Source organism: Paenibacillus swuensis, assembly GCF_001644605.1.
Classification (GTDB): Bacteria; Bacillota; Bacilli; order Paenibacillales; family DY6; genus Paenibacillus_N; species Paenibacillus_N swuensis.
Genome location: NZ_CP011388.1, coordinates 1,732,211 through 1,749,365, shown reverse-complemented (window position 1 = coordinate 1,749,365; position 17,155 = coordinate 1,732,211). Strand labels below are relative to the sequence as shown.

Genomic DNA, 17,155 nt, shown 5'->3' with positions numbered 1-17,155 from the left:
TTTCAAGGCTCGCTCAAGCTATACTCTTGTCGAGATAAATGATAAGGCTTACATTTTAGTCCGCCTAAGTTTCATATCCTTTGTCTTGCGCAGTTGCCAATGTCGAAACCGGAAGGAGGTCCCTGATTTAAAGCATTATATTCCATTCTATGTCAGGAGGAAAACAATAGTGATCAAACAAACGGTATCGGTTCTGTTAATGCTTGCTCTAATCCTCACCGGTCTAAATCTCGCACCGAACAAAGGCTATGCGGCTTCCTCGTATTATGTTTCAACTACGGGCAGCAATAGTAACCCGGGTACGCTTGCGCAGCCTTTTGCCACAATCAATAAGTTTATGGAGGTTGCCGAGCCTGGAGATACGGTCTATGTCAGAGGAGGAACGTATGCCATGGGCGAAACGTATCTGTCCAAATCCGGGTCAGCCGGAAATTACATCACGATCCGCAATTATCCGGGAGAATTGCCGGTGCTGGATGGCGGCGGAACCGCAGGAGTAGCATTCTATTACGGGGAGAATGAACAGGGTGCTGGCAAGGGACAATACGTTATTATTGACGGCTTTGTCATTCAGAATTACTGGAGATCGGCGATCAACATCGGATGGACTACTCCCGCGCGCAGACCAAGTGACAACAGGGAGATTTCACCTTATAAAACGGTCTCAAATGTAATTATCCGTAATAATGTTGTGGATCGTCACGGACAGAATGGAATTACCGTCATGAACGCAAGCGACATAACCATTGAACGAAATATCGTGGGGCGTACGGGATATAATCCGGACACCGGTTCCTGGTCGAGCGGTATTAATCTATGGGGGATGTACGGGAACAACAACCTGGTCAAAAATAATGTCACTTACCATAATATTGACGTATCCGCAGCACACACGGACGGGAACGGCATCATTGTTGACCTCTCCTTCTATAATGGCGGAGTGCGCATTGAGAATAATATCGCCTTTGAGAACGGAGGCGCGGGAATTATTATGACGGAGAGCAGCTATGGCACAATTATAAACAATACTCTATATGATAACGGCAAAGAACCGAATTATGTAAACGGCGGCACAGGACTTGGATTTTACGGACATGATGCCGTGGACAACGCCGTAGTAAAGAACAATCTGGTGTATCAATCGTTCGGCAGTGGATTATATCATTCGAATCCGTTTACGAACAGCACGTTCCAGAACAACAACATTAGCGGGCAATCCGGCTCATCCAACCCGTTATTTGTCGATGGAGATAACGCTAATTTTAGATTGCAATCCTCTTCTCCTTCCTTGGATACGGGAACATCATCAGGCGCACCGTCTGACAGTATTGGATTTGATTCAGGCGCATTGTTGAAGACGACCTCGAATCAGCCTGTATCCTGGTACCGGTACGCCCCTAACTTAAGCTATATCAGCGGAAAAGGCGAGGTTGCCTCCTTGTTTAGTCCGGTTTCCCGTCCGCAAGGGAACGGATTTGATCAGGGAGCCTATGAAGCGGCCGGATCCGGGACGCCTTCCGGAGGGTCCAACTTACTTGCCAACGGCGAATTGGATAACGGCACATCCGCGTGGTGGTCCTGGACGGACTCCACGGCATCCGGCTCTGTCTCCGTTACAGGGAATGCGGGTCTTAGCGGTAATAACGCGTTATTGCTTGATGTGACGAACGGCAGTGACGCGGATTGGAAGCTGCAAGCCGGACAGAACGGATTAACAGTGCAAGCGGGAACAACCTATACTCTTTCCTTTAAAGCAAAGTCTTCATCCAACCGTTCAATTGCCGTTCAATTACAACAGGGAAATTCGCCGTATACGAATTATCTGAATGAAACCGTCAACTTGACCACGAGCGCTCAAACGTTCAATTATACTTTCGTACCTTCAACTAGTGACAGCGCTACGAATTTGAAATTCCTATTCGGCGGCAATTCGAATGACGTATATGTGGATGCATTGTCTTTAACAGCGGGTTCGGGAGCAGTGAATCTGATAACGAACGGGGATTTCGAAAGCGGAAATACGAACGGATGGACGTCTTGGGGAGGAACGCAGCAAGCAAGCGCCTCTTCAAAGTACGAAGGGAATTACGGATTGTACTCCGCTGGCAACGGGATTGCGCAGACCGTGACGGGCTTATCGCCAAATACAACATACACCCTGAGCGCGCACGCTTTGGCTTCCAGCGGTTACATTAACATTGGCGCCAAGGATTATGGAGGCACGGAAATTGTAAGACAAATCACTTCTTCAACCTGGGGAGCCATCCCTGTCATCACGTTTACAACAGGATCCTCCAATACAAGCGTGTTAATCTATGTATGGGCACCGTCCGCGAACTCTGGAAGTATCGATAATGTGAAGCTGATCCGACAATAGCAGTAAACGAAATAACCCCCGCTTGCTTTTAAAAGGAGCGGGGGTTATTTGAGTTTTAATCTCTGTTCAAGAAACCTTTGCGATACTCCTGGGGCGTTTGTCCGATAATACGTTTGAACATTTTGGCAAAGTGGGAGAAGTGGGTGTACCCTACGGCTGAAGCGGCCTGGCTGATCTTGATATGCGGTTCCCTTAGAAGTAGTTTGGCTTTCTCCATCCTAAGATTCATAATGTAATCACTTAAGGATAGCCCTGTTTCCTTCTTGAACAGTCTCGATAAATAAGCGGAATTCAGATGCACTTCATCCGCAATCTGTTCTCTGGACAGCTCTTCTTCCAAATGGCTTTCAATGAATGCAATAGCCTCGGCCACACAGACGGAATATGAGGAAACCGCATGAATGCGAATCCAGGCCAAATATTCACCAGCCAGTTGCGATGACCACTGGTGAAGGGAGTGAACGGATCGGAGCACAGTGACACCCGCATCGGTGTCATTGCTCAGTGTGGGAATTTCCTGATGCCGAATCCCTCTTACGGCCAAGACCTGATAGATCATGTGTATAAAGCTGCTATAGAACGCCTTTAGCGTCTTAGCATTGAGCTTTTCTTCCGGGGTTTGTTCAAACCAAGTCTGCATGATTTGCTTGAATTCCGCTTCCATGCCGGTCTCCAGAAGATTTCCCCAAAGCTTAAAATCGGGCAGATGCAAAGCTGCTGTTTCATTGGATTCTTCCTTGGTGTCGGTGTGAAACAAGACAGATTGGGTGCGGACCACATTGTCTTTCTCTGTTTCAACCAGCTTGCGGAACATGAGGGACAAATCTTGGAGGGGACTCGGCACACCAAGATAACAAGACAAACTGCAATGAAAATAAGCGGCGCATTGTTTCACATACTCCTTGCATTGCTCGTAGATCAGTTGTGAGTGCGGAGATTCATAATCATCGTCACTTTCGAAGAAGAATAATACAAGATTAGAACCGCTGCGCTCCTGGAGAACCTGACCGCTATAGGAACCGAGAATGATCTCTGATGCCGCATTCCGCAAGGCGTATTCCATAATTTCTTCATCTCGGGTAGTTAACTCCTTGTACCATTGCTCTACACTGATCAGCACCGGAAGTACCCGGGTTTGCGCCGAAACGGGAATTTCATAAAGGGTTGCCGCGGCTTCGATTCGATCAGGGGTAAGCAGGATCCGCTGATTTACAAGATCTTGCCAGAATCGTTCTCTTAACAGCGGCAGCTGCTGGTCCCGCTGTTTCTGATATTGGTCATAAGCGACGTAAAATTGCTCGATGTTTCTGTGTTCGGATATTTTGGTCACAGCCGAGGTAATCAGTGCTTTCAGTTCATTATAGTCAAGCGGCTTAAGTAAATAATGCATACTGCCGTATTGAATGGCCCGATGGGCGTAGTCGAAATTGGCGTGTCCCGTCGTAATGATGCTTACTAAATGCGGATGTACGGAATTAGCGTAATCTAACAGCTCCAATCCGTCTTTACCGGGCATCTCGATATCCGTGATCAACAAGTCAATGGGCTGAGTTCGCAGCACTTCGGCAGCCTCGTCATAATCATAAGCTTCGTGAATAGAAGCAATCGGAAGTCCGGACCAATCCAGCCCCTTGGCTATGGCTTTCACCGCAATAATTTCATCATCCACGATCAGCAGGTTGTACATAACAGGCCTCCGTACGTCAACATTGATGTTCTCTTTCCTTATAGTACCACGCCTAAAGGTTGAGTATAGCAACATTATGACATCTGAAGACACTCTCATGACTTCTCCTTAAGGCAGGGGCCGAAACGCTTGACTTCACTTGCTTAATAATCCTAAACTGGCTACAAAGTGATCACGTTTATTAAGGGAGAACGCGGATGAATATCGGTATGATTGGTTATAAATTCATGGGCAAAGCGCATACGCATGCATACCATGACGTAAAACTTTTCTTCCCGGAGACGCTGGCTCCGCGCAGGCTTATCATTTGCGGCAGAGATGAACGAGGCGTATCGCGGGCGGCAACGCAGCTGGGTTGGGAGCAATGGTCCACCGACTGGAATGAAGTCGTAACCCATCCTGCCATCGATCTCGTAGACATCAACACGCCGAGTAACGCGCATAAGGAGATTGCCTTAGCGGCTTTGAAGAACGGCAAGCATGTCATATGCGAAAAGCCGCTTGCGATTACGCTGGAGGATGCCCGGGAAATGGCCGAGGCGGCGGAGCAATCGGGCGCGAAGCATATGGTGTGCTTTAATTATCGGTTTGTGCCGGCCATACGTCTGGCAAAGAAATTATTGGATGAGGGACGCATAGGTCAAGTTCGTCAATACCGCGGTTGGTTTCTCCAAGATTGGCTTACGGATAAGGATGCTCCTTACGTCTGGCGACTAGATCGCAGCGTTGCCGGCTCCGGCGCGCATGGCGACTTGAACGCGCATGCCGTGGACTTGGCCCGATTCTTGGTAGGTGAGTTTCAGGAGGTTTCGGGCATGAGCCGAACCTTTGTCACGCATCGTCAACCATCCGCGGAAGAAATGGATGAGGCCGCCTTCAGGGAGGTAACGGTAGACGATGCCACTTCGTTTCTTGCCTGCTTTGAGAACGGCGCGATGGGCACTTTTGAGGCATCGCGGGTTGCCGGAGGCAGACGTTGCGCGAACGGATTTGAGATTTACGGCAGTGAAGGAAGCATCCGATTCAATTTCGAACGAATGAACGAGTTAGAGGTGTACGATACCGGCGACGATGCGGGATCGCAAGGGTTTAAAACCATTCTGGCCACAGAATCTTGCCATCCTTATATGCATGCTTGGTGGCCCGCCGGCCATGGCATTGGATTCGAACACACGTTCATCCATGCTGTGCTGGAATTGCTGGAAGCCATTAAAACCGACAGACCGTGCTCCCCCAATTTCACGGACGGGTTGCGATGCCAACAGGTGTTGGACGCGGTAGAGAAGTCCATAGCGTCACGGCAGTGGGTTCGGGTCGAGAGTAACTTATGAATATAAATCGTTTAGAAGGAGAGATGAGGATGTCGCGCGTTGTTAAATTAGGCATGATCGGTCTAGGAGAGGTCGCCCAAATTATTCACTTACCCATTCTGCAAGGCATGGCAGACCGGTATGAAATTACCGCGATCTGCGATGTTTCGGCTGGATTATTATCGGCAATCGGTGATCGCTATAACGTTAGCCGACGTTATTTAAATCCTTCGGAATTAATTGCCGATGAACAAGTTGAGGCAGTATTTGTCTTGAACAGCGATGAATACCATACGGAATGTATTGTTGAGGCTGCACGGCAGGGGAAACATGTATTTGTCGAGAAACCCATGAGTTTAACCATTGCGGACGCGCAGAAAGTGATTGAGGCGAAGAATGAGAATGGTGTAAAAGTGATGGTAGGATATATGCGCCGTTACGCACCTGCATTCCAGATGGCGATGGAAGAGGTTCACCGCATGGGCCGAATCAACTTTGTCAGGGTTCGCGACATCATCGGGCCTAACGCTTATTTCATCGGGCAAACGACACCTGTCTACCGGTTTAACGACATTCCGGAGGAAATGGGCAAGGAAAAGTCGGAACGCGGGAACCAACTGCTACAGGAAGCGATCGGAGACCTTGCCGCAGATTACGGCTCTACCTATCGTCTTCTTTGCGGACTCAGCAGCCATGATCTGTCAGCCATGCGTGATTTGATCGGGATGCCGAACAGGGTGTTGGCCGCTTCCAGATGGAATCAGGGGATGTTTCTGTCGGCTGTATTGGAATATGATGGATTTCATGTGCATTTTGAGACGGGTTTAGACAACCAAGGAAGATTTGATGCGGGGATTGAAGTTTTTGGAGACACCAAGACCGTTCGTGTGGAGTACGATACTCCTTATATTCGTCATTTGCCTGTAAAGTTGATTTTGCAGGAAACAGAAGGTGACATGTATAAAGAAACGGTATTGCGGCCGACATACACGGATCCGTATACAGTAGAATTAAATCACTTTTGGGAAGCGCTGGTACGGGGAGCAGAAATCAGAACAACGCCGGAAGATTCTCTGGATGATCTGAAGCTGTTCCACATGTTAATTGAAGCTATGAACCACAGCCATCTGGAGAAAACACAGCCGGTGGCGCGTTAAGGAGATTGCCGGGTTCCGTGAACCCGGTTTTTTTATTGCTCATTTTTCGCCGAAGTGGAGGCCTGCCGCCTAACAGGTCATCATTCTGCTACAGATGGTACCGCCAGAGATAGAAGTGTTGATGACCAAATGCCTATACTTGACAGCAACAAGAGCTAATGGTTTGACTGATTTCGGTTCTTGTAAGCGGTAACATCATTTGAGGAGAGGGAGGATTACATGATATTTAAAAATGGAAGGAAATCATGGTTATTTATAGTTAGAGCAACTTTAATCTTGGGATTGGCACTGAGCGGGTTTCCTGTTTATCCGACAACAACACTTTCAGCGGCTTCGGAAGAACTGATCAAGAACGGTGAATTCGATCAAGGGGATACAGACTGGTTTACTTGGCATGATTCGGGAACAACCGTTTCGACTCGTGTAAGTAATGATGCGGGTTTAAGCGGGGCGAATAGCTATGAAGTAATGATTACGGACGGAGGGGACGCCGAATGGAAAGTTCAAACGTCCCAAGCGATGCCTGCAGAAGCAGGTGTAACATACACGTTGAGCTTTCGGGCGAAAGCTTCAGCGCCTAGAGTGATCAAGGCTGTGGTTCAGCAATCGGCGGATCCATACACCGGATATATGGAACAAACCTTTCAGCTGTCGACGGATGTCCAGTCGTTTACGCATACCTATGTGCTGGGTGTAAATGATCCGACCTCCAATTTAGTGTTCTATATGGGTGGAGATGACAACAGTGTCTGGCTGGACCAGGTGTCTATTCAGCCATCCTCCGCAACGGCTTTACTTGACACGGGCTTTGAGGATGGTGAGACTGGCGGCTGGACGGCTCTTGGCGATTGGGAAGGGGTGACGGTTTCATCCGTCACTTACCAAGCTTATTCGGGGAGCCGGAGCTTGGAAGTGGCGGGACGCAAAGCCAACTGGCAAGGCGCGCAATATACGCTGTTGGGCAAGACTGAAGCCGGTCAAACGTACGAAGCGGAAGCTTGGGTGAAATTAGCCGATGAAGTGACGGAAGCCCAGAACTTAAAGTTCACATTAAAGCGCGCTTTGGGCGGTAGCGATACCTACGAAACACTGAACTCCCGGCAGATCCAGCCTCAGACATGGACTTTACTGAAAGGGAGTTTTTCTATACCCGCAGGTGTAACTTACACGGACTTTAGTCTTAAAGTGGACTCAGAATCTTCACCGGGACTGTTTACGTATTATATGGATGATGTAAGGATTGCGAAGAAAACATCCTTGATCGAGGAAGACGTTCCTTCGCTTAAGGATATTCTGGCACCTTACTTTCCCATCGGCGCTGCTGTCGAACCTTCTGCGTTGACGGCGGAAGGGGATCGGGCGCTGCTTGAGAAGCATTTTGCCAGTATGACCCCGGAGAATGCCATGAAAGCTTATGTGATCCATACCGAAGAAGATACTTATGAATGGGAAGGCGCGGATGCCATTGTGGATTATGCCCAATCCCACGGGATGAAAGTACGAGGTCACGCGCTGGTTTATGGACTCTCCACACCAGAATGGTTTTTCAAAGACGGAGCGAGAAGTTTAAATCCTGCGGATCCTGCTGATGTTCAAAAGGTAGACGACCGTATGAAGAATCATATTGAGGATCTGGTTAAGAGATATGAGGGAATGAATCACAGCATTTATGCTTGGGATGTCGTAAATGAAGCATTGGACGAAAAGCAGGAAGACGGTATTCGCCGCAATTTGTTCTACGATTTTCTAGGTGCCGCTTATATTGAGAAGGCCTTTAAATACGCTTATGATGCGGATCTGGCTGACGGCACGAAAGACATCAAGCTCTTCTATAATGACTTTATGGAAACCGATCCGGCCAGAAAAGCCGTTATTCTTCGAATGATTAAGGATTTTAAGCAACGTGGAATTCCAATCGACGGGTTTGGGATGCAAGCGCATATAGGTATGGACACACCAACAGCGGACTTGATTTCAAAAGCGATTGATGAGTATGCCGGCGCGGGCGTTGAAGTCCAGCTTACCGAACTGGACCTGGATTTGTATGACCGGTATCAGAGCGCACAGTATACGCTCCCGCGGGAAGCCGATGTTGCGCAAGGTTACCGCATGAAGGCATTGTTCGAGGTGTTAAAAAAGAAAGCCGAGGAGGGGGAACTGACCGGTGTAACCCTATGGGGCGTGCAGGACGGAAAGTCATGGTTGAATATGCCGGAGTACGGGCACGGTTATGTTAATGCCGGCCATCCCCTGTTGTTTGACCGTCAATATCATGCGAAGTATGCCTTCTGGGGCGTGGCAAATTCATCGATGTTGCCGGTCCTGACGCAAGAGATTACTGCGGCCAAGGGGACGCCGGTCGCAGACGGTATAAAGGAAGCGGAATGGAAGTATCTTCGTCCGATTCCGGTTGGGGGATCAGGGACAACGTTTCAAGTCCTTTGGGATGAGAATCATGTTTACGTATATGCAGATGTAAAGGATGAGTCGGCGGATTTCACGGATGGCGTGCAAATCTTCCTGGACCCGGATCATTCCAAGAGTGCGGCTTTGGATTCAAACGACCGAATAATTAAGGTGCTTCGAAACGGTAATGTGGAAGGAGAAGCTGAAGCTGTTGTACGGAATAAGGAGAACGGTTACGATATCGAATTGAAAATCCCTATGCAGCAGGATAAGCCTGATTTGAAAGGCGTAACCGGATTCGATATCCGAATCACGGACGGAGACACCATGGTAAGCTGGAATGACCCTTTGCATTCGCAACATACGGGGACATCCAATTACGGAGCGATAAGGTATGAACAGATCCCTGTGACGCAAGCTGTTCAAGTTCATACACCTCCCATAATCGACGGAGAGACCGATGAGGTGTGGAGCCGTGCCGCACAGATTGAAACTTCCTTGCAATCCAGAATAACTTCGGGCTATACCGACCCCGCCACAGGCTCGTTTAAAGCTCTGTGGGATCAAGATTATCTGTACGTATTGAGCGAAGTGAAAGACAAGGGACTGAATGACGGGTCTGCCAATGCCTATGAACAAGACAGTATTGAAGTGTTCCTGGATGAAAATAACGGAAAGACAGCGGACTATGAGGAAACAGGAGATGCGCAATACCGTGTCAATTACAATAATCAGTATACGTATAACGGCAGGAATCCCGACCATGAAGTTGTCTCTTCCGTAAAGAGGACGGCTGACGGCTATATTGTGGAAATGCGAATCAAATTTCAGTCACTTCAGGGTAAAGTCGATGATATGGTAGGCTATGATGTGCAGGTAAACGATGCCGATGAAACGGCTGTGCGGCAAAGTATCCGCACATGGTCCGGTGACAACGACACAGGTTATCGAAGCACAGCGGATTATGGCGTACTCCTGCTGAAAGCGGCACCTCAGGAACCCGTGACACCGGAAGAACCTGTGACACCGGAGGTTCCTCCGTTGCCAGAATTGCCGGTACCGGGCAATCCGGTTCCGGGATCGCCGTTACCGCAACCTTCACCTGTGGAAAATTTAACTACAATTACGCCTAAACGTTTAGTAGACGTAACGATAACCAAACAGCAGGACGGGGTGGAGAAGACCGTTGCCATCGTAGACCGAGATCAATTCCTGAACGAACTCGAGAAAGAAACGGAGGTCTTAAGGCTGCAAGCGATTGAGGAGCGGGGGACACCATTGTTGGAGTGGGTTCTACCAAGTGATGTGTTTGCACAGGCGACTCGGCTCGGAAAGATGTTGTCCTTTGAATTTCAGGGCGCAACGATACGAATCGCACCAGGAACCGTCACGGAGAACATCCCGGCCAATCAACCTGTCATACTTACATTTCTCCGCTCACAAGCAGATCTTAAGCCTGTTCAAGTTGAAGGACAGCCGCAACAGATCTTAGCTGTTTCGGATATGTTGAATTTTACGCTTACTGCAGGTAACATCCCGATAGACCGTTTGGCCAAACCGGTTAACATCCGTTTGAAATACGAGCCATCAGTCGTTTCACATTTGGAAAGATTGGGTGTGTACCGCTACAATGACCCTGTGCAGAAGTGGGAGTATGCAGGCGGCACAAGAACCGAAGCTGGGTATGTGAATTTCAATACGATGCATTTCTCCAATTTTACAGTATTGGAATATACCAAGACCTTTTCAGACCTGGTCGGTTCCTATGCCCGGGAAGCTGTTGAAACTTTGGCGGCTAAGCATCTGGTTAAGGGCGTCTCAGCGGAACAGTATAATCCAGGGGCGAAGGTGACGAGAGCGGAATACATCGCGTTAATGGTGAGGGCGGCGGAAATCAAGTCAAGCGGCGTCAAACCGCTGCCTTTTGTGGATATACCGGGTTCCGCCTGGTACAAGGATGATATAGCAGCAGCCGCCGAAGCGGGTTGGACCTCTGGCAAGGGAAATCAGCGGTTTAACCCGGAAGCGTTCGTTACAAACGAAGAAATGGCGGTTATCGCTCACAAAGCTTACGCATACATGACCAATGATTCTATGACTGCGGAGCAAATAAATATTATCTCCTTCACTGATGTGGAATCCGTTAGTTCGTGGGCATTGGAAAGTGTTACATTCGCACTACGAGCGGGCTTGATTCGAGGGAAGCCGGGCAATCTGCTCACGCCGAAGGAACATATCACGAGGGCGCAATCCGCCGTAATCGTGAAGGCGGTGCTCCAAGCTGCAAACAAGCTTTAAAAACATACGAAAGTTAAAAAAACCTAGGCTGAAAGCTGGCGCTGATACTCCATCGGTGTCAGCTTGTTTATTTTTTCTGCTGTAGAGGTAGGCCTTTTTTCCTGTATTTTTGTCTGTAGGAAGATTTTGGTACTAATACGTTATATCTATATACTAAGGTTGACTTTAATGGTAATTTTAGTTTGATACAATTTGTATCAATAAAGAAAATTCACTAAGTAATAAGGAGGCTTTCTATGAGCTTGTTTAATAAGAAAATTTCTTCATTATTGGTTTTTATTATATTATTCGTCTCTATCCCTCTTTCTTCACAGGCGGCCGGGGCTACCCCCGAAATAACAAACATAGTCACTTATGTAGCGGCGAATGCTTCTAATGTAACGGTCAGGGTAAAGCTGAACTTTAAGGCAACAGAGGTAATTGCTGCAATAGGGAATAAAAAAGTAAATCTAACAGATAGATATTATTATTGGGAAGGAACCCTCGACATTCAGGATTTACCGCATATGCTGACAAAATTGTCTGTAACAGCCAGCAATCATGAGAGACTCTTTTATGCTTCAAAAGACACTGTGTTTCTTATCGATACCGCCCCTTATATTGGTATACGGTCCCCATTTCCCTACAAATTCCTATCTAAATCCGTGCTTGCTAATGTTTATACAATAGATGATCTGACACCCGCCAGTATGAAGATTTATTTAAGAAGCTATTATTTTGGTGAACCGGACATATTAGCCTCCAGTCCGGACGGTACGATAAAACGTGAAGTTTCCCTTGGAGGGGCAATCAAAAATCAAGAGCTCGTATTTGAGAGTACAGATGGTAAGAAAGTGACCAAAACCTACTTTCCCGTTTATATTGATCCAAGTCATCGCTTAGTCAGAGAGCATTCCGTGCCCGGCAGGGTGCTGGATTTCGATGAAACACGCATTCTGTTTGTAAACAAAAACAAAGTATACGTAAAGTACATAAAAACAGGGGTAACGAAACCAATTACAGTCGACGCGGTGATTAAAGATGGGAAGCTTACACCCAAAGGCTGTTTGCTGGAGGATCAGAATGGAGTTGTTTATGACCATGTAAATGGAAACAATGATCCACTGAGTAATATCCCTTTCTCATCGATTGTGACCAAAGGCAATTTCGCTTTATTCTATCAGCCGGTATGGAGTAATCGGTTGTACACCCTCAGAAATTTGTTGACCCAGCAGAATCAAACTTTTAAGTTAAGTACGAATGTCATCGATTTTGGTACGGTTGGTGATGTAGTTTATAAAAATGGAAACTATAATGTTCCGGATAATGTTTACAAAGTTCAGGATGGAATGACAACGGTTTTTGGCTCTCCGGAACGGAAGATCATGCCATTTGACATGATTTACGACGGTAAATCTATTGCATATTACACACATGATTTTAAAGAAGACATGAATTATCTCTATTTATATAGCGGGAGCGGAGAACCGGAATTGGTTTTTTCCCAGATTGATCACTTTAAAATGGAAGCCCACCGAACTTTTGAATATAACAACGGTTGGCTTGCTTATTTTGTAGGTGGTTGGGAGATAGCAATAAGGAATCCTCAAGGGGAAGTGAAAATAATGTATCTTAGTCCAGATCATAATTATTCTGGCGCTGAGATTATTTCTCTAAGCGAGGACGGCCAAGTCCTATTTGTTGTAAATGGAAAGTTATACACGGCAAGCTTTGATCAACCAGTATCATCCGCTGTTTCGTATCACTTGAATAAACCAAAGTTTTTTGGAAGTGAACTGTATGGAGCTTTGGGGGATGCAGTTGTGAAGGTATTACCGGGAAGTTCCAGTGTCTACCGTACTGTATATCGTGATCGAGGGGGCATCCAGGGGACGGATCAATTGATTGTAAAGTATAGCGGGGATATTAAGCCCGGACCGGGTTATGAACAAATTCAGCTTAGTTCTGAATACGGTGACGATGAATCGGTACAATTTTCTAAGGAGATTAGAGGAAATGAACTTTTTATTCAGCTTAAGAACAAGATGCAAGACGCATCAAAATATAAACTTATCTTACCGGGAGATGCTCTGACCGATCCGAACAACCGGATACTCGAGGCGTATGATCGAACGTGGGAGGATATAACAGGAATTGTAAAGCCGTTCTATACTCCTTTAGAAGTATCTGTAACCAACAGCCAGTCTTTCCCGATCGACCAAGCAAACGTATCTTTAACAGAACTAAGAAGCCAAACCGGACTGATTTACAATTTCTCAACGGATGCGAAAGGTAAGTTCAGCACTAAAATTTTAAAACCTGGAATTTATTTGTTAACGGTCAGCGCGCCGGGATATCTCCCCCAGACCAAACAAATTAAATTTGACGGCAGTTTATTGAAAATAAAATACGATCTAAACCCCGAGGAAGTTCCGAATGCTGCTCCATACTGGGACAGCAAAGCGAAGCTTGCGGTTAGCAATATTGGATATGAACAAGCTCAGATTGCATGGCCGACGGCAATAGATGAGAAGCCTGTAACGTCGTACCGGATCAAATACAGCGGTCAGGCCTCGGCAGTAACGGTAGCGGGTGATGTGTACAGCCTGATGTTGAAAAATTTGAAGGAAGGCACTTCCTATTCAGTTCAGGTTGAAGCCTTAGACGAACGGGGACAATGGAGCGCTCCGCTTTATACCGAGTTCGTCACACCGCAAAGAGGGGTTCAACTAAACCTTGCAGAGAATGGCATCTATGAGAAGTCTGAAGGCATAAAAGTACAACTCTCTGCAGTCGGCGCCCCGGCGAGGGTTGCTTCGTATGAGGCTGTTCTTCAATGGAATCCGGAAGAGCTCTCTTTGAAGTTAGAGACGATTCGGTCCATGCCTGGTTTTGGTGACGTTATAGTAGAACAGATTGAGTCGGGTAAGGTAAAGCTGAGAGCCACTGGTTCAGGACTTGGAGACAAAGTGCAATTGGCAGAATTATCATTCTCCGCTAAGCGCGCAGGACAATATATCCTATCCTTGATGGAATCCAGCGGTTACTCTGAACCGTCAGATATTACCTACTCCAGCAGTTCCTCAATGTCTACTTCGGTTCGGGTAGTTGATGCAGATTTCGATCGCAGCGGTGTTGTGGATATAATGGATGTGGCCTTGCTTTCTTCTGCACTTCGAGGATTCTCAACAACACTGGAAATGTTTGACATGAATGTAGACGGCCTTATTACCATCGAAGATATGGATTATGTTGTAGAGCATATGAACGAGCAGGAGGCTGGCCAATGATCGTTAGGATGATAAACATGAAATTCGTAATTACGCTGGTGATTTGTATCACATTATCTATCGTTCTTACTCAAATGGTTTCCGCTGCATCGCTTGTACCCAATAGTCCTCCGGAAATTGTAGTAAGGACGCCATCGGAGCCGTATCAGTTTCAATCTTCCTTCTATTTAGACGCATCGGTGAAGGATGACTATAACAATGCGGATCTGAAGGCCGATATCGGTGGTTTTCTCATTGCATCCAGCCCAAACGGGCAAATACAACGTGAAATCAAGAGTGAGTACTATGCGCGACGGGATACATTGACCCTTGAATCTTCGGATGGATATAATCGGGTAGTCAAAACTTTGCCAATCTATGTGGATCCCAGTTCCCGCTTGAAACTGCTTCATAAAGTAGAGGGACGTGCTTTGGATTACGATGGCCAGCGTATCTTATATCAGACTCCGCAAGGAGCGGTATTTATCAAAACAATCTCTTCAGAAGCTGTTCAATTCGTATTTAACGCTAATTATATCAAGGAGGGCTACTTAACATCCCGAGGTGCCCTGCTCTTAGATACAAGTAAAGTGCTTTACGAAGCCGCGGAAGGAAAACAGGAAATACTGAAAAGCGACAGCACCCAGCCAATACAAGTAGAAGGCAACTACGTTCTATTTGAATTCGGTGCAGACACACACTTAAGAAATCTAGCAACAGGCACAACAGAGAAGGTATTTAAGGGCACTTCCCACAAATCGGCGAAGCTCATGCCAGGCGGTGTTGTAGTATATAACTACGGAAATTACATCAACAGATACTTTGGTGGGACGTCGAAACTCTGGAAGTATGAGCCTGATTTGCTGACTTATCAATCAGATGGAAAACAGCTGGTAACCGAACAGTGTTCGATGGAAGCCAATAGGAAGTACTGCTCATTAGCTTTAATTGATGACAAGGGTACGATGAGCTATCTTATCCACAAAGAAGTGCGTTCTTATCCTTACAATTATAAGTTCAATAATGGTTGGATTGTCTTTCAGCATAGTCTGTCTCTGAGCAATTATGATTACAAACTCATTACTCCAACGGGCGAAACAAAACAGCTCCTATCTAATGTTTACTTAGGGTTGGATTATGTCACCAGTAACGGTACCGTAGTGTTTCACAATGACAATAAAATGTTGCTGCAGGCTAGTTTCGAGCAGCCTTACATTAGAGAGTTTTCCGGTAAGAGCGGCAAAATAAAGTGGATGCAGGATCATCACTATCGCATAGCCGGAGACAGTATACTGCTTTATACACCGGAAGCCGATAGCGCCATTAAGCAGATTAATAGTCGTTATGTAGGATACTATGGTCCAATCACAATATATTACACAAAGCCTATCAAGCCTGGACTCGGCAGAGAGAAGTTTGTTCTTGAATCTGAGGTGGCAAGTGAGAATGTGGAGTTAACGGTAGAATATCAAGAACAAGCAGTTGTAATTCAGCCTAAGAAGGATTTTCCATTCGGAGGTAAGTGTACACTCACGATCCCTTACAATGCTGTCACTGACAGCACCGGTCTCCCTGTGGAAGCTTATGACCGAACTCATAAAATGGATTGCAGTGGGTATTTGGCTCAGTCGAATGTAGAGGTTAAAGTATCGGATGAAGAGGGCCACAGATTGGAAGGAGCAAAGGTATCATTCTTCTTACCTGGAGAAGAACTAAGTTTTTTTGAAGATTATTCAAACCCTGAAGGAATGATTAGCAAGAAGATAGGTAAAATAGGCCCATTGAGAATAAAGGCTGAATTAGCGGGCTACGAGTTCATGGAGCAGGAGGTTATCCTTGACTATTCAGGTAAGATCGTTGAGTTTAAACTAAAAAGGCTGCCAGATCCTAATATGAACTATGGTCCCGTGTGGCAAACGAAATACGTTACATTGGATAAAGTAGACGATACGAATGTTACCATTCATTGGGATCCGGCAAAAGATGATCAAGGTGTCGCCAATTATAAAGTTTATTACGATGCTGCAAAGCCTCCTGTAACGATACCCGGAAATAAAACTGCTGCTGAAGTGACAGGGCTAACACCTGATAAGGAGTATGTACTGTATCTTCAAGCTGAAGATATTACTGGGATAAAAAGCACACCGATTACGATTTCTCTCAGAACGAAAGAGACACCGTTTCGATTTGGAATTAACCAGCCCAAGGCAAGCTATAAAATGGGAGAAAAGTTGAATTTCAGCATTTCGCAATTTGTTAAAGATAACATCGGTCCGCAGGCATACAAATTGAACTTATCGTGGGATCCAAATTACCTAAAACTCGATGATCAAGCTATCCAGACTTCTGAGCAACAGAAGCCGTTTAAGCTTTATTTTAAACAACGGCAGGAGGGATTTGTTCAAATCGTCGGTGGAAAGACAGGAGATACATCACTTCCGCTCAATCCGAATCCTAATACAAATCCGACTACCTATACAACACCGTTAGTCTACTTACCGTTCACAGCTTTAAAAGCAGGCACAACTAAGGTAATCTTGCGTCAAGGCAGTCAATGGGCCCACAGCAGTGATGAGACTAGAACCATGGGCAAAGATATCGTGATCAACGTTACCATTGTGGAAAATTAGGTACTTTATGTGCGGGTTGATACGATATGTATCGACGAGTGT

The 17,155-nt window shown here is 46.4% G+C and carries 7 protein-coding genes; 6 read left to right on the top strand and 1 reads right to left on the bottom strand.

Annotation, left to right across the window (positions count from 1 at the left end):
- Positions 1–169: 169 nt before the first annotated feature.
- On the top strand, positions 170–2,377 hold the full coding sequence (locus SY83_RS07635) for a carbohydrate binding domain-containing protein (protein ID WP_068605671.1): 2,208 nt from the start codon (positions 170–172) through the stop codon (positions 2,375–2,377).
- A 55-nt stretch (positions 2,378–2,432) separates the two neighbouring features.
- On the opposite strand, the gene SY83_RS07630 is transcribed toward SY83_RS07635, so the two are convergent.
- Positions 2,433–4,064: a helix-turn-helix domain-containing protein gene (locus SY83_RS07630; protein WP_068605669.1), complete on the bottom strand. Its 1,632-nt coding sequence runs from the start codon at positions 4,062–4,064 to the stop codon at positions 2,433–2,435.
- Positions 4,065–4,261: 197 nt separating this feature from the next.
- Between SY83_RS07630 and SY83_RS07625 the strand changes: the two genes are divergently transcribed.
- From SY83_RS07625 to SY83_RS07605, 5 genes are all read left to right on the top strand, one after another.
- Positions 4,262–5,395, top strand: coding sequence for a Gfo/Idh/MocA family protein (locus tag SY83_RS07625; RefSeq protein WP_068605667.1), 1,134 nt, complete (start codon positions 4,262–4,264; stop codon positions 5,393–5,395).
- 29 nt (positions 5,396–5,424) lie between these two features.
- Positions 5,425–6,531 (top strand): Gfo/Idh/MocA family protein, encoded by a 1,107-nt coding sequence (locus SY83_RS07620; protein ID WP_082882383.1) that lies wholly within the window; start codon positions 5,425–5,427, stop codon positions 6,529–6,531.
- A gap of 219 nt (positions 6,532–6,750) precedes the next feature.
- Entirely contained in the window at positions 6,751–11,235 is a 4,485-nt protein-coding gene (locus SY83_RS07615; protein WP_068605664.1) for an endo-1,4-beta-xylanase, read from the top strand.
- Between the two features lie 236 nt (positions 11,236–11,471).
- Positions 11,472–14,504, top strand: a complete 3,033-nt coding sequence (locus SY83_RS07610; protein ID WP_068605662.1) for a carboxypeptidase regulatory-like domain-containing protein — start codon at positions 11,472–11,474, stop codon at positions 14,502–14,504.
- Between the two features lie 17 nt (positions 14,505–14,521).
- The gene (locus tag SY83_RS07605) at positions 14,522–17,113 is read left to right on the top strand and encodes a fibronectin type III domain-containing protein (RefSeq protein ID WP_197479991.1); all 2,592 of its coding nucleotides are present in this window, start codon (positions 14,522–14,524) and stop codon (positions 17,111–17,113) included.
- Positions 17,114–17,155 lie beyond the last annotated feature (42 nt).

Excerpts from the sequence above, each read along its gene's own strand:
- SY83_RS07615 (WP_068605664.1), top strand. The coding sequence starts at position 6,751 with ATGATATTTAAAAATGGAAGGAAATCATGGTTATTTATAGTTAGAGCA.
- SY83_RS07610 (WP_068605662.1), top strand. The coding sequence starts at position 11,472 with ATGAGCTTGTTTAATAAGAAAATTTCTTCATTATTGGTTTTTATTATA.
- SY83_RS07620 (WP_082882383.1), top strand. The coding sequence starts at position 5,425 with ATGTCGCGCGTTGTTAAATTAGGCATGATCGGTCTAGGAGAGGTCGCC.
- SY83_RS07605 (WP_197479991.1), top strand. The coding sequence starts at position 14,522 with ATGAAATTCGTAATTACGCTGGTGATTTGTATCACATTATCTATCGTT.
- SY83_RS07630 (WP_068605669.1), bottom strand. The coding sequence starts at position 4,064 with ATGTACAACCTGCTGATCGTGGATGATGAAATTATTGCGGTGAAAGCC.
- SY83_RS07625 (WP_068605667.1), top strand. The coding sequence starts at position 4,262 with ATGAATATCGGTATGATTGGTTATAAATTCATGGGCAAAGCGCATACG.